At 72.3% G+C, this 19159-nt stretch carries 15 protein-coding genes and 1 pseudogene; 9 read left to right on the top strand and 7 right to left on the bottom strand.

The window, feature by feature from the left end; genetic code table 11:
* On the top strand, positions 1-2669 hold a 2669-nt coding region (locus tag HUX53_RS10960; RefSeq protein WP_176403050.1), incomplete at its 5' end, for an AAA family ATPase.
* Between the two features lie 8 nt (positions 2670-2677).
* Here HUX53_RS10960 and HUX53_RS10955 read toward each other — a convergent pair.
* The 3 genes from HUX53_RS10955 to HUX53_RS10945 all read right to left on the bottom strand — a co-directional run bounded on the left by HUX53_RS10955 (position 2678) and on the right by HUX53_RS10945 (position 5276).
* A complete protein-coding gene (locus tag HUX53_RS10955) occupies positions 2678-3307 on the bottom strand; it encodes an RICIN domain-containing protein (RefSeq protein WP_176403049.1) in 630 nt (209 codons plus the stop codon).
* A gap of 170 nt (positions 3308-3477) precedes the next feature.
* Positions 3478-4287: an ABC transporter permease gene (locus HUX53_RS10950; RefSeq protein WP_176403048.1), complete on the bottom strand. Its 810-nt coding sequence runs from the start codon at positions 4285-4287 to the stop codon at positions 3478-3480.
* A complete protein-coding gene (locus tag HUX53_RS10945) occupies positions 4284-5276 on the bottom strand; it encodes an ATP-binding cassette domain-containing protein (protein WP_176403047.1) in 993 nt (330 codons plus the stop codon). Before HUX53_RS10945 ends, HUX53_RS10950 begins: the two co-directional genes overlap by 4 nt.
* Before the next feature lie 258 nt (positions 5277-5534).
* Here HUX53_RS10945 and HUX53_RS10940 point away from each other — a divergent pair, with 258 nt between their 5' ends.
* Both HUX53_RS10940 and HUX53_RS10935 read left to right on the top strand, forming a co-directional pair.
* Positions 5535-6095: a PH domain-containing protein gene (locus HUX53_RS10940; RefSeq protein WP_309237166.1), complete on the top strand. Its 561-nt coding sequence runs from the start codon at positions 5535-5537 to the stop codon at positions 6093-6095.
* Positions 6092-7510 (top strand): PH domain-containing protein, encoded by a 1419-nt coding sequence (locus HUX53_RS10935; RefSeq protein ID WP_309237165.1) that lies wholly within the window; start codon positions 6092-6094, stop codon positions 7508-7510. The genes HUX53_RS10940 and HUX53_RS10935 overlap by 4 nt, the downstream gene beginning before the upstream one ends.
* On the opposite strand, the gene sepH is transcribed toward HUX53_RS10935, so the two are convergent.
* Complete coding sequence (gene sepH / locus HUX53_RS40950; protein ID WP_255205134.1) at positions 7482-10172, bottom strand: septation protein SepH; 2691 nt, start codon at positions 10170-10172, stop codon at positions 7482-7484. The genes HUX53_RS10935 and sepH overlap by 29 nt on opposite strands.
* Before the next feature lie 424 nt (positions 10173-10596).
* Here sepH and HUX53_RS10910 point away from each other — a divergent pair, with 424 nt between their 5' ends.
* On the top strand, positions 10597-11511 hold the full coding sequence (locus HUX53_RS10910; RefSeq protein ID WP_176403043.1) for a hypothetical protein: 915 nt from the start codon (positions 10597-10599) through the stop codon (positions 11509-11511).
* Here HUX53_RS10910 and HUX53_RS10905 read toward each other — a convergent pair.
* Complete coding sequence (locus tag HUX53_RS10905) at positions 11508-12818, bottom strand: D-arabinono-1,4-lactone oxidase (RefSeq protein WP_176403042.1); 1311 nt, start codon at positions 12816-12818, stop codon at positions 11508-11510. The two genes, HUX53_RS10910 and HUX53_RS10905, sit on opposite strands and share 4 nt — an antisense overlap.
* A 138-nt stretch (positions 12819-12956) precedes the next feature.
* On the opposite strand from HUX53_RS10905, the gene HUX53_RS10900 reads away from it, so the two are divergent.
* Genes HUX53_RS10900 through HUX53_RS10890 form a run of 3 tightly spaced genes read left to right on the top strand, consistent with a single transcriptional unit; the run spans position 12957 to position 15966 of the window.
* Positions 12957-14213 (top strand): lytic transglycosylase domain-containing protein, encoded by a 1257-nt coding sequence (locus tag HUX53_RS10900; protein WP_176403041.1) that lies wholly within the window; start codon positions 12957-12959, stop codon positions 14211-14213.
* A 41-nt stretch (positions 14214-14254) separates the two neighbouring features.
* On the top strand, positions 14255-15160 hold the full coding sequence (locus HUX53_RS10895; RefSeq protein ID WP_176403040.1) for a ferrochelatase: 906 nt from the start codon (positions 14255-14257) through the stop codon (positions 15158-15160).
* Positions 15157-15966 (top strand): inositol monophosphatase family protein, encoded by an 810-nt coding sequence (locus HUX53_RS10890; RefSeq protein ID WP_176403039.1) that lies wholly within the window; start codon positions 15157-15159, stop codon positions 15964-15966. The genes HUX53_RS10895 and HUX53_RS10890 overlap by 4 nt, the downstream gene beginning before the upstream one ends.
* Before the next feature lie 125 nt (positions 15967-16091).
* On the opposite strand, the gene HUX53_RS10885 is transcribed toward HUX53_RS10890, so the two are convergent.
* Complete coding sequence (locus HUX53_RS10885) at positions 16092-16268, bottom strand: hypothetical protein (RefSeq protein ID WP_168444606.1); 177 nt, start codon at positions 16266-16268, stop codon at positions 16092-16094.
* A gap of 206 nt (positions 16269-16474) precedes the next feature.
* On the opposite strand from HUX53_RS10885, the gene HUX53_RS10880 reads away from it, so the two are divergent.
* Positions 16475-17128 carry a response regulator transcription factor gene (locus tag HUX53_RS10880; protein ID WP_131944530.1) on the top strand — a complete coding sequence of 218 codons (654 nt, stop codon included), beginning with the start codon at positions 16475-16477 and terminating at the stop codon, positions 17126-17128.
* A complete protein-coding gene (locus tag HUX53_RS10875; protein ID WP_309237164.1) occupies positions 17125-18453 on the top strand; it encodes a HAMP domain-containing sensor histidine kinase in 1329 nt (442 codons plus the stop codon). The genes HUX53_RS10880 and HUX53_RS10875 overlap by 4 nt, the downstream gene beginning before the upstream one ends.
* Before the next feature lie 63 nt (positions 18454-18516).
* Here the strand turns inward: HUX53_RS10875 and HUX53_RS10870 are convergent.
* Positions 18517-19159: pseudogene (locus HUX53_RS10870) on the bottom strand (serine/threonine protein kinase); the annotation flags it as partial.

Genomic DNA, 19159 nt, shown 5'->3' with positions numbered 1-19159 from the left:
CCCCCACACCGTCGCCGTCCACTGCACCACCACTCTCCGCCGCGACGCCCCCCGCCGCCATGTCGCCGTCTGTTGCCGCGCCGACCCCCTTCGCCGCGTCGCCACCTGCCGCCGCGTCTACCCCCTCCGCTGTCGCGCTGTCGTCCGACGCCGCATTGCCGTCCGCTGCCTGGCTGTCGTCGTCCGCTGGGGTGCTGCCTGTGGCCGTGCCGCAGGCTGCGCGTAGCGGGAATCTGCCTGCTCGGCTGACCAGTTTTATTGGGCGGGACGCCGACCTCGAGCGGGTGGACGAACTGCTGGTGCGGGTGCGGCTTGTCACGTTGACCGGGGCCGGTGGCTCGGGGAAGAGCCGGCTGGCGTTGGAGGCCGCCGAGCGGGCGTCCGACGCGGGCTGGCTGGTCGAACTCGCGCCGGTCACCGACCCGGCCGAGGTCGCGGAGGCCGTCATCACCGCGCTCGGGCTCCGCGAGATGACGCTGATCGGCGGTCCCGCGCCGGCTCCGAACCCCGTTGACCGGCTCGTCTCCGCGCTGGCGGGGCGGCGGCTCCTGCTCGTCCTGGACAACTGCGAGCACCTGCTGGACGCGACCGCGCGGCTCGCCGGGACGATCCTGGGGCACTGCCCGGACGTCCGGATCCTCGCGACGAGCCGGGAACCCCTCGGCATCACCGGGGAGACGCTGTGGCCGGTCGAGCCGCTGGCACCGCCGCCGCCGTCCGCAGGTCCGGAGGAGGCGATGGCCAACCCGGCCGTCCGGCTGTTCGCCGACCGCGCCGCCGCCGTTTCGCCGGGCTTCGCGGTCACCGCGGGCAACGTCGAGCCGGTCGTCCGGACGTGCCGGGCCCTGGACGGCATGCCGCTGGCCATCGAGTTGGCCGCCGCCCGGCTCCGCGCGATGACGCCCGCGCAGGTCGCCGACCGGCTGGACGACCGGTTCCGGCTGCTCACCGCGGGCAGCCGCACCGCCATGCCGCGGCACCGGACGCTCCGCGCGGTCGTCGAGTGGGGCTGGGACCTCCTGAAAGAGCCCGAACGGACGCTCTGGCGCCGCCTTGCCGTCTTCCCCGGTGGCGCGACCCTGGAGAGCGCCGAGGCGGTGTGCGCCGGGCCCGGCCTGGACCGCGCCGACGTCCTCGACGTCCTCACCGCGCTTGTCGACAAGTCGCTGCTGACCATCACGGGTGCCGAGCCCCGCTACCGGATGCTGGAGACGATCCGCGCGTACGGCCTCGAACGCCTCGCCGAGTCCGGTGCGGAGACCGCGGCCAGGCGGGCGCATGCCGAGTACTTCGTCGGCCTCGCCGAGGAGGCCGAGCCGCACCTGTACCGCGCCGGCCAGCTGCCCTGGCTGCGCCGCCTGACCGCGGAGCTCGACAACACGTCCGCCGCGCTCCGCTGGACGATCTCCGCCGGGGACGCGCGGCTCGGCATCCGGTTCTGCGCGGCGCTCGGCTGGTACTGGTTCCTGACGGGGCGGCTCGGCGACGCCGCCGACGGCCTGGCGGAGATCCTCGCCCTCCCGGACGTGCCCGACGACCAGCTCACCGCCCGCGCCCTCGCGCTCGGCGCCATGACCCTCATGGACAACCGGCCGGACGGCGCCCGCGCCTCCGCGTGGCTGGCCCGCGCCCAGGACATCTGCCGCAGGCTCGACCGCGCGCCCGTGCACCCGGTGCTGCGGCTGATGCTCGAAACCGCCCAGATGTACACGTCCGGCTGGGACACCTCGCCGGCCCCGGGCATCGAGAACCTGCTGGACGACCCGGACCCGTGGGTGCGCGGCCTGGCGTACTTCATCCGCGGCCAGATCGCCCAGAACTTCGGCCGGACCGACCGGATCGAGGACGACTTCGACCGGGCCCTGACCGCGTTCCGCGAGTCCGGCGACCGCTGGGGCCTGTCGTTCACCCTCACGTCCCAGGCGGAGATCCTCGGCCGCCGCGGCGACCACCGCGCCGCCGCCGGACTCTACGAGGAGGCGCTGCGGCTGGACGCCGAACTGGGCGGCGGCACGGCGGGACTCCTGCACGTCCACATGAGGCTGGCGAACGCACTGGACCTCATCGGCGAACGGGCCCGCGCCGAGCGACTCCTCCACACCGCGCTGCACGGCGCCGTCCCCACCACACCGGAGGAGACGGCCGCCCTCCACTACCAGCTCGGCGAATTCGCCCGCCGCTCAGGCGACACCGCCGAAGCCCTGCGCCGCCTGTCACGCGCGGACGAACTCACCGCGAACTTGCCCGGCCCGGCGCAGTTCCGCGCCATGATCCTCTGCGCACGCGCCCAACTCGACCTGGCGATGGGCGCCCTCGACGCCGCCACCGCCCGCCTGGACGAGGCCCTGCGCGGCGCCGTCCAAGCCCGCGACTACCCGATCGTCTCCCACGTCCTGGCAGGCCACGCCGAACACGCCCGCGTCATGGGCGACCCGCGACGCGCGGCGGAACTCCTGGGCACCGCCGACGCCCTGAGAGGCACCCGCGACCTGTCTCTACCGGACGTCCTGGCCATCGAGTCCGCGACCCGCGCGACGCTGGGCGAAGAAGCCTTCACCACCGCCTACACCCACGGCCGGACCAAGACCTTCGCCAACGTCCTCACCGACTTCGCCCTACGGGATTCGAGCGAAGCGGACGGTCCGGCCACCCCGGCCGGACCGCCCTGAGCGCCGCCTCAACTGATGTTGGAGAACCGCTGGTTCATCTTGCTCGCCTTGCACGTCCAGACGGTGGTGAGCGCGCCGTTGCGCTTGGACGCCCCGGCGATGTCGAGGCACTTCTTCGAGCTCTGGCTGATCAGCTGGTGCAGGGGCGTGTACCAGAACAGCTGCGGCCAGTACTTGTCGCCGTACTTCTTGTTGCGGCACTGCCGCTGCCTGACGGCGCTGCCGTTCTTCTTCCCCTCGACCGTCAGGCACAGCCCGCTGTTGCGGTTCTGGACGGCGTAGATGTAGTGCCGGACGGTCCCGCTCCCCGGCGCCTGGATCAGCCACAGCGCCCACTGCTCGTTGGCCTGCTTGACGCACGTGTACTGGTCGGCCCGCGTCCCGGACTTCTTCGACCAGGCCGGGATCTCCAGGCATTTCTTGGAATGCTGCGCGCGCAGCCGGGTCCAGGGGGGACGCGCCATGGCGCCCAGGTCGGTCGGCGTCGCGGTGGTCCGCGGATCGGCGACCGCCGCGGACTGCGCGGATGGCGCGGATGCCGCGCCCGGCCCCGGCGTCTCGGCCGCGGCGGGCGGGTTCACGGCCGCCAGCGCGGCCCCGGACGCCAGCACCACCCCGAGAACTCTGATCGGTTTCATGCCCTGCTCCAAGCTCGGAGGATCGGTTCACGAGGCAGCGAAGCGCAGCCGCGTCTCCGGACCGCCTCCGCGCCGTCCCCGCGCCGTCTCCGCGCCGTCCCCGCCGCGATGAGCACCGTGGCGGGGATCGGCCGACTCGGAATCAGGGTTCCGGGGGCTCCCCTACACGATCATGCGCGCTGCTTGAAGGCGCGCAGGGAGAGCGGGGCGAAGACCAGGGAGATGCCGACGCCCCAGGCCAGGGCGATCAGGGAGTGTTCGAGGACGGGACCGCCCACGAGCAGGCCGCGCATGGCCTCGACCAGGTGCGTCACCGGGCTGTTGTCCATGACGTAGGCCACCGGGCCGGGGATGCCCTCGGTCGACTTGATGAACGCGGTGCTGAGGAAGCTCAGCGGGAAGATCACCACGAACCCGAAGATCTGCACCTTCTCCGGCTCGTTGACCTTCATCGCGATGTAGACCGACGTCCAGGAGAACAGGATCGCGAAGCTCAGCAGGAGCAGGAACGCGGTGAACAGCGCGAGCACGTTCGTCTCGACGCGGAAGCCGATGCCGAAGCCGACCAGCAGGAGGATGACCATCGACCACGCCTGCTTGGCGGTGTCGGCGATGATCCGCCCGGCGAGCGGGGCGCTGCGCGCGATCGGCAGGCTCCGGAACCGGTCGAACACGCCCTTGGTGATGTCGGTGTTCAGCCCGAAACCGGTGCTCATCCCGGCGAACAGGGCGTTCTGCGCGATGATGCCGGGGATCACGATGGGGAGGTATGCCTGGACGCTGCCCTCCATCGGCGGGCCGAACACGTAGGCGAACAGCAGCACGAACATGATGGGCTGGATGGACAGGTCCAGCAGCTCCATCGGGTTGTGCTTGATCTGGACGAGGTTGCGCCAGGCCAGCGTGGCCGTGTTGCGCAGGGCGGTGCCGGGCGCGACCCGTTTGGACAGGTTCTGCGGCGCGAGTGACGCGGTGGTCATGCGGACGCCCCCTCCTTGTCGGCCGACTGGGCGAGCTCGCCGGCCTCGGCGTCGATATCGTCGGTGTGGTGGCCGGTGAGGGCGAAGAACACCTCGTCCAGGCTGGACTTGCGGAGCGACAGCTCGCCGACGGCGACGCCGGCGTCGTCGAGGCGGCGGACCACCGCGGGCATGATCTGCGGGTCGGTGATCGGCGCGCTGATCAGGCCGTCGCGCACGTCGGGGACGGCGTCGGCCAGCTCCGCGACGATCTTCGCCACGGTGTCGCCGTCCGGCGCATCGACCGGGCGCACCTCCAGCACCTGCCCGCCGACCTGCGCCTTCAGCGTGTCGGACGTGCCGTGCGCGATCGCCTCGCCGCGGTCGATCACGATGATGTCGTCGGCCAGCTGGTCGGCCTCCTCCAGGTACTGCGTGGTGAGCAGGACGGTGACGCCGTCGTCGGTGAGGCCGCGGACCATGTCCCACAGGCCGTTCCGGCTGCGCGGGTCGAGGCCCGTGGTCGGCTCGTCCAGGAAGAGGATCTGCGGGCGTCCGACCAGGCTCGCCGCGAGGTCGAGCCGGCGGCGCATCCCGCCCGAGTACGTCTTCGCCGCGCGCTCGGCGGCCTCGGTGAGCTGGAACCGGTCCAGCAGTTCGGCGGCGCGCGACTTGGACGCCTTCCGGGAGATGCCGAGCAGCCGCCCGATCAGGACGAGGTTCTCGGTGCCGGTCAGCATCTCGTCCACCCCGGCGTACTGGCCGGTCAGGCCGATGAGCTGCCGCACCTTGTGCGCGTCCTTCACCACGTCGAACCCGCCGACCCGGGCGTTCCCGGCGGTCGGCTCGATCAGCGTGGCGAGGATGCGGGTCATGGTCGTCTTGCCGGCGCCGTTCGGCCCCAGCACGCCGAGGACCGTTCCGGGTTCCGCGGTGAGCGAGACGCCGGCCAGCGCCCGGGTCTCACCGAACCGCTTCTCCAAGCCCTCGGCCTGGATCGCGTAGGTCATGTGATCTCCTAGGTGTTCGTCTGCCGGACGTCTGGGCCCCTCCGACCGGGGGACCAGCCAAAATATGCGTTGTCCGGGGTGGTGCGCATTCGGTTTTTCCGCCGCCCCTGCCAAGCTCGGCCAGTTGCGCGAGTCGCGCTCACAACATCGCACTCGCCACTGACAAAACGCTGCCAACGCCGCGATCGTGCCGCCGATTCCGGCGTTCGCGGCGAACGAAGCGACTGGAGGGCGCCTCCGGCGTTCTAAACTCGCGGTGTGACGACGGTGCGGCGCGGTCACCAGGAGGACGGCGGGGGGCCGCACCCGCCGCGGCTGCGGCCGCCCGAACACCGGGTCTCGGCCCGCGCGATCGCGCACTGGGCGATCGAGTACCTGCTGCTGTGGGGGCTCGCGTTCGGGCTCGCCCTGGGCGTGGCGGCCTGGGTCGGCGACTCCGACTGGGACGCACTGCCCGGCTGGGTGTCGGGCCGCGTCGGCTGGCTGCCCTACATCATCGGCGCCGCCGGCCTTCTCATGGTGACCGTCGCGCCCGTCTGGCGTTACCGCGTCCACCGCTGGGAGGTCAGCGCCGACGTCGTCTACACCCGCACGGGCTGGTTCAGCCGCGAATGGCTTCTCGTGCCCGTCGGACGCATCCAGACCGTCGACAGCAAACAGGGGTGGATCGAACGGATGCTGGGGCTCGCCACCATCGAGGTCAACACGGCCTCCCACACCGGCTCGTCGGAGGTGACCGGGCTCCCCGTGGACGTGGCGACCCGCCTGGCCAAGGATCTGGCGCACCGCGCGCACGACCTCCGCGACGACGCGACGTGAACGTGCGGCTGCATCCGCTCACGTTCGTCGTCGGCGCCGTCCGTGAACTGGTCGCCCTCATCGCCGCCGGAGCGACCGGCCTGTTGGTCGGCGGCATGTCCACGGCGTTCTACTTCACGCTGGTCGGTCTCGCGCTGGGGCTGCTGTTCCACATCGCCAACTGGATGACGTTCACGTACGTCCTGCACGACGACCGCATCGAGCTACGGCGCGCCCTCATAGGACGGTCGGTCAAGAGCATCCCGCGCGACCGCATCCGCGGTGTCGACATCAGCGCGAACCTTCCGCACCGGCTGCTCGGCCTGGCGATCGTCCACATCGACGCGGGGGCGGACGGCGGCGAGGGCGAACTCAACGCGGTCTCCCTGCGCGAGGCCGAACGGCTCCGCCGCGTCCTGCTGACCAGGGACGCCGAGGCCCCGCCCCGCCGCGTCCTCGCCCGCATGCGCCGCCGCTGGTACGTGTACGCCCCGCTCAGCGGCGCCTACCTGCTGACCCCGTTCGCGGTCGCGGGCAGCCTCCTCGGCACCCTCTACAACCTCGGCGACGACCTGGGCCTGATCACCCGGGAGCGCGTGGAGGACTTCGGCCACGACGTCGTCGGCCTCTCCACCGCCCTCGTCCTCGCCCTGATCATCCTGGTGCTGGTCGCCATGCCGGTCATGTCGGTGATCGCCTTCACGCTCTTCAACTGGGACTTCACCGTCCACGAGCGGGACGGCTCCGTCGTCGCCGAACGCGGCCTGCTCACCCGCCGCAGCGTCTCCCTCGAACGCCGCCGGCTGCGCGGCGTCGAACTCACCGACAACCCGTTCGAACGCCTCGCGGGCGTGACCCGCCTCGGCGCCCTCATCACCGGCCTCGGGGACGCCGCCCACCGCGGCCGCCTGCTGCCCGCGGCGCCCCGCCGGGTCGCCGAGTCCCTGTCCGCCCGCGTCGTCGGGAACATCCCCGGCCCCTTGATCGCGCACCCGCCCGCCGCCCGGAGCCGCCGCGTGACCCGCGCCATCGCACCCCCGCTCGGCGTCGCCGCCCTGGCCGTCCTCGCAGGTCAGCCCTGGGTCGCCTACACATGCGCGGCCTTGGCCGTCCTCGCCGTTCCCCTCGGCCTGGACCGCTACCGCCAGCTCGGCCACGCCTCCGACGGCGAACGCCTCACCGTCCGCTCGGGCTCGCTGCGCCGCCGCCAGGTCGTCGTCGAGCACAGCGCCGTCGTCGGGTGGCGCATCCGCCGCACCCTGTTCCAGCGCCGCCTCGGCCTCGCCACCCTCTTCGCCGCCGTCGGCGCGGGCGACGGCGGCTACTCCTCGGCGGACATGGCGGAGGAGGACGCGGTGGCCCTCGCCACCGCGATCACCCCCGAATGGCTGACCCCGTTCCTGGCCCCTACTCGGGACGACGGGCGCCGAACATGATCTCGTCCCAGGACGGGACGGAGGCGCGCTTGCCCTTGGCCTTGCGCCGCCGCGCCGGCCGCTGCGCCCCGCCCTCGCTGTTCGCGGCCGCCGCAGGCGATCCGGTGGCCGGCTTGTCCTGAGCGGCGGGCATGGTGGGACGGGTCGCCGGCTTCTTCTTGGCCGGCGCCCGCGCCGGCTGCCGCGGCGCCGGCGGCTTCTTAGCCGCAGGCTTGGCCGCCGCCGCCCGCGACCGCTCCTCGGCGCCCGCGTCCTCCTCATGGACGTCCCCGGACGCCGCACCCGCCTCCTCGTCCGGCAACGAGGCGCCGGACTCACCATGCGGCTCCTCGTCCTCCGTCGACTGGGCGGTGCCGCCACCACCCCGCCGGACGCCGACCGGTGTCACCTCACGCTCGTCCCGCAGCTCGGCCGCGTCGTCCTGCTCCCCGACCGCGCTGACAGTTTCACCACGTTCGTGCTCGTCGGCACCGGTCGCCTGAGACACATCGCCCAGCTCACCCGCATCGCGCGCGCTTTCGCCGTGCTCATCCTCATCACGCGACCCGCTGCGCCGCCCGGCGGTGGCGGATTCGCTCCGCGCGCTTTCGTGTTCATCATGACGACGCGTGGTGCCGCCCGTCCGAGACGCGTCGCGCAGTTCGCCCGTGCCGCGCGCAGTTTCGTCGCGTTCGTACTCGTCGTGCGACCGCGCGCCCGGTGCCTGCGCCTCGCCGCGGGCTGCGCCGGGCTCGCTCTCTGCGCCTTCGTCGTCGCGGAGACGCGCGGTGCCGGTCGGCTGCGCTGCATCGCGCAGTTCACCCACGCGAGACACGCCGCGCGCGGCTTCGTGCTCATCACGCAGTTCACCTGCGCTGGCCGCGCCGCGTGCGCTTTCGCGCTCGTGCGGTTCTCCCGCGCCGACCGCGCCACGTGCGGTTTCGTGCTCCTCGCGCAGTTCACCCGCGCCGACCGCGCCGCGTACGGCTTCGCGCTCGCGTAGTTCGCCCGCGCGAGACGCGTCGCGGGCGCTTTCGTGCTCCTTGCGCAGTTCACCTGCGCGGGTCGCGCCGCGTGCGGCTTCGTGCTCATCACGCAGTTCACTTGCGCTGGCTGCGCCGCGTGCGGCTTCACGCTCATCACGCAGTTCACCTGCGCCGGTCGCGCCGCGTGTGCTTTCGTGCTCCTCGCGCAGTTCACCTGCGCTGGCTGCGCCGCGTGCGCTTTCGCGCTCGCGTAGTTGACCTGCGCTGGTTGCGCCGTGTGTGGTTTGGTGCTCTTCGCGCTGTTCGCCTGTACCGGCCGGGCCGCGTGTGGTTTCGCGCTCGTGCGGTTCTCCTGCGCTGGCCGCGCCGGGTGCGCTTTCGCGCTCGTGCGGTTGTCCTGCGCCGGTCGCGCCGCGTGCGGCTTCATGTTCGCGTAGCTCAGCTGCGCTGGGTGCTACCCGTGCGCTTTCATCGTCGGTGCGCGGCCGCGCGGCCGGTGCCTGCGCCTCGCCGCGTCCGGCCGTGCCGGGGTCGCTCTGTGCGTCTTCGTTGCGGAGGCGCGTGGTGTCGGTTGGTTGAGACGCGTCGCGCAGTTCGCCCGGGGATGCACTACGCGCGGTTTCGGGTGTTTCGCCGCCTTCGTACTCGTCCCGCGACTGGGTGCCCGGGGCCTGCGGGCGGCTGTGCCGTCCGGTCGTGGCGGTCTCGCTCTGCGCGCTTTCGTGGTGACGTGTGGTGCCGGCGCGGAGTTCGCTTGTGGTGGACGGGTTGCGCGCGCTTGCGTACTCGTCGCGCGGTTGGGCGCTCGGTGCCTGCGGGCGGCCGTGCCGCCTGGGCGTGCCGGTCTCGTTTTCGCGCTCGTTGTACGGCCGGGCGGTCGGTGGCTGCGTCGCGGCGCGCAGGTCTGCGGCGGTGGGCTCGTTCCGCGCGCTCTCGCGGTCGCCGCTGTGGCGGACGCCCGTGGCGTCGCGCAGGCCGAACGTGCTTTCGCGGGGTTCGTCGTGCGGGCCGCCGCGCAGGGGGGTGGTTTCGGTGGGGTAATCGCGGTCGCTGCCGACGACCTTCATCGCGGGGCGGCGCGGGACGAGCGGGGTGACGGTGTCGGAGAGGGCGTCGTCGTCCCACTCGACGGAGGTGAGGCGGGCGGCGATCTCGTCCAGCGGGGAGACGTGCCGGCGGCGCGGGTCGAAGGTCCACTCGGCGGCGTGCGGGCGGCCGCCCTCGAAGAAGGACAGCCGGACGCGCCAGGTGCCGTCCTCGCACTTCCAGGAGTCCCACTCGGACTCTTCCAGGTCGACGCCGCCGCGGCCGAGGCGCTCCTCGACGGTCTCGCCGAGCGGCGGGCCCGGGGTGGACTCGCCGGGGCGGCGGACGGAGACGCGCTGCGCCTGCTGGGCCATGTACTCGCGTTCCTGCAGGACCGGCCCCTCGAACCAGCGGACGCGCTCGACCGGGATGCCCGCCGATTCGGCGATCTCCTCAGCGGTCTCACCGGATCGGATGCGGGCCTGGATCTCCTTGGGGCGCAAGGGACTCTCCACTTCGATCTCGAACTGGCCGAGGCGGGAGAAGTGCCCACGGACCGCTGCGCGGAGCCGGTCGTCGACGGGCAGGGTGAACCGGGTGCCTCGGCCCGCGGTGGCCAGGACGAGGTACGTACCGTCCTCGCTGACCGCGACGAGGCGCAGCTCCTGCATGCGTGTCCTTCCTGCCCTGTCTTGATGGCACGGAGGACGCCGGACCGCGCGGCCGTGCTCTCACGGCCGGCCGTCCGATGCCCACCGAGGGCGCATGCGTGCCCTTTCCCCCGGGTTCCCGAGTCTCTCTTCCGGACACACCTGCTGCCAGCACCGTACCCGGCATGTCCGAACATCGCCGCTCTCGAAGCCCCCTTCACGAGGTCGAAGAGGGCACCTGACCAAGCTTGCCCGCGCCACGACCCGCGAGGGGGCGCCATGCCCGATTCTTGTGCATCCTTTTCCACACTGTGCCTGACGGGCCCGTCCGGTTCCAGTGGGGGACGTTGTGAGAGTCACGTTCTGGGCAGGAACACGCAGATCTTCCCGCTGCGTTGTTGATCAGGGGGATAAGGGCCCGATTGATCGGTGGCGGGGGACAGGGGTGAGCGAGAGGATGCCGTGCAAGCTGCCGGACGTCAGTACGACGCAGCTGATCGCGAGTGCGGCGGCGACGGCGGCCGCCGCGTTCGGCGCGTCCTATCTGGGCGTGTACGGGACGATCATCGGCGCGGCGCTGATGAGCGTGATCTCGACGGCCGGGTCGGCGGTCGGCAAGCACTACCTCGACCAGGGCCGGGACCAGATCAAGGAGCTGTCGCACCTGCAGACGGCGGCCCGGCGCCGGGCGGCGGCCGGGGGCGCGGCGGACGAGGCGACGAGCGCCGACCCGACCCGGACGGTGGTGTGGTCCGGGGATCCGAACGCGACGCGGCTCGATCCGAACGTCACCCGGCTCGATCCCATTGGGGATCCCAACGCCACGCGCCTGGACCCGGTGGACGCGGTCGCCGGCACGCTCGCCGAGGAGGCGGGCGAGGACGCGGTGCGCCAGGTCGTCCGCCGGACGGCGTGGCAGAGCACGGTCGAGTGGGCCAAGGCGCACTGGGTGAAGCTGGCGGTGTCGTCGGCGGCGGTGTTCGCCATCGTCCTCGGCGGGATCACGGCCTACGAGGCGGCGACCGGCGAGCCCATCGGCGGGGGCGGCAACCGGGGGCTGACGGTCACCAACGTGCTGGACGGCGGTAGCGGGCAGCCGGGCGACACCCCGTCGCAGAACCCGTCCGACGGCCCGACCCAGCCGGGCACGACCCCGAGCCAGGAGCCGACGGGCGACACGCCGACGACGGAGCCGACCACGCCGGCGCCTCAGCCGACGGACCAGCCGACCGAGCAGCCCACCCAGGAGCCCACGCAGCAGCCGACGCAGGAGCCGACGGCCCCGAACACGCCGGCGCCGCCCGAGGCCCCGCAGGACGGTGGCCAGGGCATGCAGCCTCCGGAGACCCCGGCCGGTTAGTCGCCGAAGACCTGCCTTGTGTAGGGGTTGGCGAAGCGGCGATCTGGGTCGAGTTCGTCGCGCAGGGCACGGAAGTCGCCGAACCGCGGATAGACCTTCTCCAGGTAGGACGCGTCCCGCGTGTGGAGTTTGCCCCAGTGCGGACGTCCGCCGAGCGTGGTCAGCAGGTCCTCGACACCGCGGAAGTAGTCCTCGTGCGCGTCACGGTGGTAGACGTGCACGGCGATGAACGCGCTCTTCCGTCCGTGGGCCATCGACAGCCAGGCGTCCTCCTGCGGGAGTAGCCGGACCTCGATGGGGAAGCTGATCCGCCAGTCCCGCTTGACGAACAGGGAGCGAAGCTCACGCAGCGCTGGGACGAGCTCCTCGCGCGGGATCGCGTACTCCTGCTCCTTGAATCGGACCGTCCGCGGGCTGGTGAAGACCTTGTAGGACGTGTCGCTGTAAGTGCGGGCCCCGAGCGCCTTGGCGGAGACCTTGTTCACGAACGGCGTCGTGGCGGGCGCCATGTGCGTGACCTTGTTCACGACGCCGAAGACCGTGTTCGACAGGAACTGGTCGTCGAGCCAGTACCGGAACTTGGACACCGGTTCGGCGGGGCCTTCGACGCGGTTGTTGCGCTTGGTCAGGCAGCCCTCGGTGTGCGGGAACCAGTAGAACTCGAAGTGCTCGTTGGCGGCGTCGAACTCGTCCACGCGCGCGAGCACCTCGTCCCATTTCATCGGTTGCTCCTGCGCGCGCAGGACGAACGACGGGACGGTCCGCCAGGTGACGGCGGTGACGATGCCGAGCGCGCCGAGACCCGCGCGTGCGGCGTCGAACAGGTCGGGACGCTCCTCGCGCGAGCACGTCACGGTGGTGCCGTCGGCGAGGACGAGTTCGAGCGCGGCGACCTGGGAGACGAGCCCGGCGGCGTCGCGTCCCGTGCCGTGCGTGGCGGTCTGCAGGGCACCGGCGACCGTTTGCTCCTGGATATCGCCCATGTTGGCCAGCGCGAGACCGTGCTCGTCCAGGATGCGGTTCAGCGCGTGCATCGGCAGCCCCGCCTCAACGGTGACGAGCCCGGTGGCGGTGTCGACCGAACGGACGGCGGTGAGCGCTGTGGGACGCAGCAGGACGCCCTCGGCGACGGCGGCACCGGTGAAGGAGTGCCCGGTGCCGACCATGCGGACGGTGCGGCCCTCGCCGGCGGCCGACCGCACCGCCGCGGCGACCTCGTCGGCGGTGCGCGGCGTCACGGCGCGGTGCGGTGTGGCCTGCTGGTTTCCCGCCCAGTTCTGCCATTTTCGGGGGTTCTCGGGGGACATGCGGCGACTCTACTCGGCTGGCGGTTGTGAGGAAAGTTCATGTTTAGGGGCCGGGACCGGGTAGGGAACCGGCGATAACGTACGATCCCGTAACCACGGCTGGGTAACCGTCCGTAGCGAGACTCGTTGGGAAATGTTGTGGCTTCTCCATCAGCATCACGCACCGGCCCCGTCGCGGAGACGTCCGGCGATGGTGAGGCGCCCGCCGCCCGCCCGCCGCGGCCCAAGCCGGAGAAGAAGCGGCGCGATCCGCGCAAGGGCCGGGGCCCGGCGAGGCGCGGCCGGGCGCTGCCGTTCCTCATCGGCGGCATCGCCGTTCTCGCCATCGCGAGCACCTCCGGCGGCGTCTACGCGGCGCTGACCACGGAGAAGAAGGCGGAGCCCGCGGCGTCCGACACGCCGGAGGAGGCGCCGCCGACCGCCGGCGACCCGGTCAACGTGGCCACCGGCGGCCAGGTCGCGCCGCTGCGCCGGGTCGTGCCGCCGGACGTGCTCGCCGTCGGCGGCGGCTCGATCTCCGCCGCCAAGATCAAGCGGATCGCGAAGATGAGCCGGGTCAAGGACGTGGCGGCGGTCGCGGGCGGCGCCGTCCAGCTCCAGGGCCGCCAGGTGAACGCGTTCGCCGTGGACCCGTCCGCGTTCCGGTCCTGGACGCCGCCCGGCACGGCCAAGAAGACCGAGCTGTGGGAGGCGCTGGCCGCGAACCAGTTCGTGGTGTCCCCGGCCGCCGCCGAGCAGCTGCAGCTCACCAGGGGCTACCAGTACCCGGTGGTCGCGCGGACGATGCCGAAGCTCACGATGGGCGGCTCGGGCGCCCTCGGCCTACCCGGCATCGACATGCTCGTCAGCAAGAAGTCCGGTGAGGAGATGGGGCTCGTCCCGAACGTGGCGGTCCTGGTCAACGCGCCCGGGGTGAGCCCGGCCAAGGTCGTCAAGGCCGTCACCAAGGTGCTCGGCCCCGGCACGAACGTGCTCAACCTGCACGAGAGCAAGTACCAGTCGTCCGGTGGCGGCCGCTCGGCCAGCTACCTGGACCTGTACAAGCAGGCGGCCACGACCTGCCCCGGCCTGTCCTGGACGGTCCTCGCCGCCATCGGCCAGGTGGAGAGCGACCACGGCCGCAACACCGGCCCGTCCAGCGCGGGCGCGCTCGGCCCGATGCAGTTCATGCCCGCGACGTGGAAGGCGTACGGGGTGGACGGCGACAACGACGGCAAGGCCGACATCATGAATCCCTTCGACGCCATCCCGGGCGCGGCCAAGTACCTGTGCGCGAACGGTGCGGGACGCGGCGGCAAGCAGCTCTACAACGCGGTGTGGCACTACAACCACGCCGACTGGTACGTCCAGAAGGTCCTCAACCTCGCCAAGGCGTACGCGGCCAAGTACGACTGACCCCGAACCGGGCATCCGGCGGCGGCTGGTTGGATGGAGGCATGAGGTCGTACGACGCGTTGCTTCTGCTGTCCTTCGGCGGACCGGAGGGGCCCGAGGACGTGATCCCGTTCCTGGAGAACGTGACCCGCGGCCGGAACATCCCCAGGGAGCGCCTGGAAGAGGTGGGGGAGCACTACTACCTGTTCGGCGGGGTCAGCCCGATCAACCAGTTGTGCCGGGACCTCAAGGCCGCGATCGAGGCCGACTTCACGGCCCACGGCGTGGACCTGCCGGTCTACTGGGGCAACCGGAACTGGACTCCCTACCTTGCCGACACCGTCCGGCAGATGAAGGCCGACGGGATCCGGCGTGCGGCGGCGTTCGTGACGTCCGCCTACAGCGGCTACTCCACGAACGACCAGTACCTCAACGACATTGCGCGCGCGCGTGAAGAGGTCCCGGACGCCCCTGAGATCGACAAGCTCCCCGTCTATTGCGACAGGCCCGGCTTCATCGACCCGTTCGTGGACGCCGCCAAGGACGCCCTGAGCCGCCTCCCAGAAGGCGCACGCCTGGTCTTCACCGCGCACAGCGTCCCCCTGTCCCAGCCCAACCAGGAGCTGTACGTCGCCGAGCTGAAGCAGGCCGCGCGGACGGTCGCCGACGGGGCGGCCCCAGGCGCACCGTGGGATCTCGTCTACCAGAGCCGGAGCGGGCCGCCGAGCCAGCCGTGGCTGGAGCCGCAGATCACCGACCACCTGGAGAAGCTCCACGGCGAGGGCGTCCGCGCCGTCGCCGTCGTGCCGATCGGGTTCGTCTCCGACCACATGGAGGTCAAGTACGACCTCGACGTGGAGGCCGCCCAGCGGGCCGCCGAACTCGGGCTCGCGTACGCCCGCGCCGCCACCCCCGGCACCGACCCGCGCTTCGCCGCCCTGCCCCGCCACCTCCTGGGAGAACAATGAGCCTGGCCGACGATCTGCTGGAACTCGCCGCCGCGACCGCGCGCGAGGCCGGCCGGATGCTGGTCGACGAGCGTCCCGCCGGCGGTCCGGACGTCGTGCAGACCAAGTCGTCCCCGACCGACGTCGTCACCCAGATGGACCGCGCCGCCGAGCAGCTGATCATCGAGCGGATCCGGGCGGCGCGCCCCGACGACGCGTTCCTCGGCGAGGAGGGCGGCACCCGCGCCGGGGGCAGCGGCGTCCGGTGGGTGGTCGATCCGATCGACGGCACCGTCAACTACCTCTACGACCTGCCCGACTGGGCGGTCAGCATCGCCGCCGAGGTGGACGGCGAGGCCGTCGCCGGCGCGGTGGAGATGCCGCGCCGCGGCGAGTCGTACACGGCGGTGCGGGGCGGCGGTGCGCTCCTGCACACCGCGTCCGGCATCCGCGAACTGCACGTGAACGCGCAGGTGCCGCTCGGCAAGGCCCTCGTCGCCACGGGGTTCGGCTACGACGCGGGGCGGCGCGCCCGGCAGGCGCAGGTCCTCACCGGCGTGCTGCCGAACGTCCGCGACATCCGCCGCGGCGGCTCCTGCTGCGTGGACCTGTGCTCCCTCGCGGCGGGACGGGTCGACGCCTACTACGAGCGCGGCGTCCAGGCGTGGGACATCGCCGCCGGCGCGCTGATCGTCCAGGAGGCGGGCGGACGTGTCGAGGGCCTGGACGGGGCGCCCGCGAGCCCTGAGCTGACCGTGGCGGCCGGGCCGGGCACGTTCGAGGCCCTGCACGCCCTCCTGGCGCCGCTCGATCCCACGCGCGACTGAGCGGCGGCGCGACCCCACGCGACGAGATGCCCGCACGACGAGATGGCCCGGACGACGAGGAGCCCGGGACCGGCGGATGGTCCCGGGCTCCTCGCCCACGGTCGCGCCCTGTGAAACGTGGCGGGTCAATCGCAGCGGGGTGGTTCGACGCCGATGTCGTTGTTCGCTGCGATCCGGCGCAGTTCGCTGATCTCCTCCTGACGGATGTCCGCCAGGTAGGTGTCGCCCTCTGCGTGGGCGGTGCGCAGCGACGCGTACGCGTCATCGAGCCGCTGCTGGATCATGCGTGACAGCTCGCCCATGGGCCTCCTCCCGGATCGTTTCCATGCCCTACCCAGACCTAAGCTGAAAGCAAACCTGTTGGCGGATGCAATTTTCGCGGATTCTTGCGTCCGCACGGTCACCGCGCGGCGTACGCCGAGCTGAACGCCCGTTTACGAGCGTCTTACGGCGCCCGTGGCATATCTGAGAGCCGAGGGCCGCCGCGCCCGACCAGGAGGGGGACCCTGTGCGTGTTCTAGTCGTCGAAGACGAGCGGGTGCTCGCCGACGCGATCGCCACCGGCCTGCGCAGGGAGACGCTGGCCGTGGACGTGGCCTACGACGGCGCGGGCGCGCTGGAGCGGGCCGGCGTCAACGAGTACGACGTGATCGTGCTCGACCGCGACCTGCCGAAGGTGCACGGCGACGACGTCTGCAAGCAGCTCGTCGCGCAGCGCTACCCGGCGCGGATCATCATGCTGACCGCGGCCGGCGAGCTGGACGACCGGGTCGAGGGCCTGTCCATCGGCGCCGACGACTACCTGGCCAAGCCGTTCGCGTTCGCCGAGCTGATCGCCCGGGTGCGGGCGCTCGGCCGGCGCGCCGCCGCGCCGCTGCCGCCCGTCCTGGAGCGCGCCGGGATCACCCTGGACCCGGCCCGCCGCGAGGTCGCGCGGGACGGCCGCCCGGTCGAGCTGACCCGCAAGGAGTTCGCGGTCCTGGAGGTGCTGCTCAGCGCGGACGGCGCCGTCGTCAGCTCCGAGCAGCTGCTGGAGAAGGCGTGGGACGAGCACATCGACCCGTTCACCAACGTCGTCCGGGTGACGATGATGACGCTGCGCAAGAAGCTCGGCGACCCGCCGGTGATCGAGACCGTGCCCGGCGTGGGGTACCGGCTGTGACGGCACCGCAGCCCGGACCGGACGAGGCGGGCGCGTCCGCGGCGGGTCCCGGGGCCGGTGACACCGGCGCACGGGCGACGCAGCCCAATGCCGTCGCGGGCGGCGACGGCGGCCGGCGCGGCGGCCGGTGGCGGCGGCCGGGCCCGCAGCAGTTCCCGCAGCCGTACCCGGCGCCGAAGGGCATGTGGCGGGGGGACGGCGGCCCGCTGACCGCGCTGCCGGGCCGGATGAGCGTGCGGCTGCGCCTCACCCTGCTGTACGGCCTGCTGTTCTTCATGGCCGGCGCGCTGCTGCTGTTCGTGATGTCGTTCCTGATGGCCAACATCCTCGGCAACGTCAAGGTCATCGGCCTCGGCATCACCCCGGAGGAGTCGGCCGAGCTGCAGCGCCAGTTCGTCGAGCAGACGATGAAGCAGCTCGTCGGGCGGTCGCTGCTCGCGCTCGGCGGCGTCGGGGTCATCACGCTGGTGCTCGGCTGGTTCGTCGCCGACCGGGCGCTCAGCCCGCTGCAGCGGGTCACCACGACCGCGCGCCGGCTGTCGGAGAGCACCCTGCACGAGCGCATCGCGCTGGAGGGCCCGGACGACGAGATCAAGGAGCTGGCCGACACCTTCGACGCGATGCTGGAGCGGCTCGGGCAGGCGTTCGACTCGCAGCGCCGGTTCGTCGCGAACGCCTCGCACGAGCTGCGCACCCCGCTCGCGATCAACCGGACGCTGCTGGAGGTCGCGCTCGGCGACCCCGAGGTGTCGGACGACCTGCGCACGGTAGGCCGGACGCTGCTCGCGACCAACGCCCGGCACGAGCGGCTCATCGAGGGCCTGCTGCTGCTCGCCCGCAGCGAGCGCGAGCTGACCGCCCGCACCCCGGTCGACATGGCCGAGGTGGCGGCGACGGTGCTGGAGCAGTCGTCCCGCCGCGGGCACGACAACGACGTGGCCGTCCACCCGGAGCTGACGCAGGGGACGGCGCTCGGCGACCCGGTGCTGCTGGAGCACCTCGTGTCGAACCTCGTGGAGAACGCGGTCAAGCACAACGAGGCGGAGGGCGGCGAGCTGTGGATCCGCACCGGCATGCTCGACGGCTACGCCACCGTCCAGGTCGAGAACACCGGTCCCGTGGTGCCCGCCTATGAGGTGGAGCGGCTGTTCGAGCCGTTCCGGCGGCTGAACGCCGACCGCGTCGAGTCGTCCAAGGGCGCGGGCCTCGGCCTGTCGATCGTCCGCTCGGTGGTGCTCGCGCACCGCGGCGCCGTCTACGCGGCGCCCCGCCCGGGCGGCGGGCTGATCGTCACCGTCCGCCTCCCGCCCGCCGACGCCCCCTGAACGCGGAACGCCCCGCCCGCCTCGACGAGGCTGGCGGGGCGTCCGGCTGTCCGGGTGAGGGGCTCAGGACTTCGACACGGTCCCGTACGCGGCGGGGCTCGTGGCGGTCCGGCTCTGCCGCCACTCCCACCGCATCGTCGCGCCCGACGCGGACGGGATGAAGGTGACGTACCCGGAGGCGCACTCCTTCTCGTCCATTCCCGCCATCGGCGTCTCCCGGTACTCCACCTTGTCGTCCTCGGACGACAGCAGCGACAGCCGCGTGTAGCACTTGTCCTGCGCCCCGGACGGGTAGGTGTACGTCGCGACGCCGGTCGAGTAGATCAGGGAGAACTTCGCCTCGAACTCCTCGTGCCCGCTGCCGGCGCCGGGCTGGTTCCCGTCCCCGGTGAAGTTGCCGACCAGCCCGCCCGTCGCGCGCGGCGTCGGGGTGTCGTCGTCCGGCGGCGTGTAGGTCCGCGTCGGCGTCGGCAGGTCGTACGGATCCGGGTCGTCCTCGGTGTTGGCGCCGATGATCGCCAGCACCACGACCACCAGGATCACGATCAGCGCCAGCGCGCCGCAGCCGATCGCGATGATCGGCCCGGCCGAGCTGGACCGCTTCGGCGGCCCGTACCCCGGCCCCGGCGGCATGCCCGGCTGCCCCATCGGCATGCCCGGCTGCGGCATGCCCGGCCGGCCCATGCCCGGCTGCCCCATGCCCGGC

The sequence above is a fragment of the Actinomadura sp. BRA 177 genome (genome assembly GCF_013372625.1).
Taxonomy (GTDB): Bacteria; Actinomycetota; Actinomycetes; order Streptosporangiales; family Streptosporangiaceae; genus Spirillospora.
The sequence above is the reverse complement of the archived record's forward strand: the minus strand, read 5'-3'. Positions and strand labels throughout refer to the sequence as shown.

What these genes read in the sequence shown, in the direction of transcription:
- HUX53_RS10955 (WP_176403049.1), bottom strand. Translation starts at nt 3,307, where the DNA reads ATGAAACCGATCAGAGTTCTCGGGGTGGTGCTGGCGTCCGGGGCCGCG.
- HUX53_RS10950 (WP_176403048.1), bottom strand. Translation starts at nt 4,287, where the DNA reads ATGACCACCGCGTCACTCGCGCCGCAGAACCTGTCCAAACGGGTCGCG.
- HUX53_RS10945 (WP_176403047.1), bottom strand. Translation starts at nt 5,276, where the DNA reads ATGACCTACGCGATCCAGGCCGAGGGCTTGGAGAAGCGGTTCGGTGAG.
- sepH (WP_255205134.1), bottom strand. Translation starts at nt 10,172, where the DNA reads ATGCAGGAGCTGCGCCTCGTCGCGGTCAGCGAGGACGGTACGTACCTC.
- HUX53_RS10905 (WP_176403042.1), bottom strand. Translation starts at nt 12,818, where the DNA reads ATGTCCCCCGAGAACCCCCGAAAATGGCAGAACTGGGCGGGAAACCAG.
- HUX53_RS10895 (WP_176403040.1), top strand. Translation starts at nt 14,255, where the DNA reads ATGAGGTCGTACGACGCGTTGCTTCTGCTGTCCTTCGGCGGACCGGAG.
- HUX53_RS10890 (WP_176403039.1), top strand. Translation starts at nt 15,157, where the DNA reads ATGAGCCTGGCCGACGATCTGCTGGAACTCGCCGCCGCGACCGCGCGC.
- HUX53_RS10885 (WP_168444606.1), bottom strand. Translation starts at nt 16,268, where the DNA reads ATGGGCGAGCTGTCACGCATGATCCAGCAGCGGCTCGATGACGCGTAC.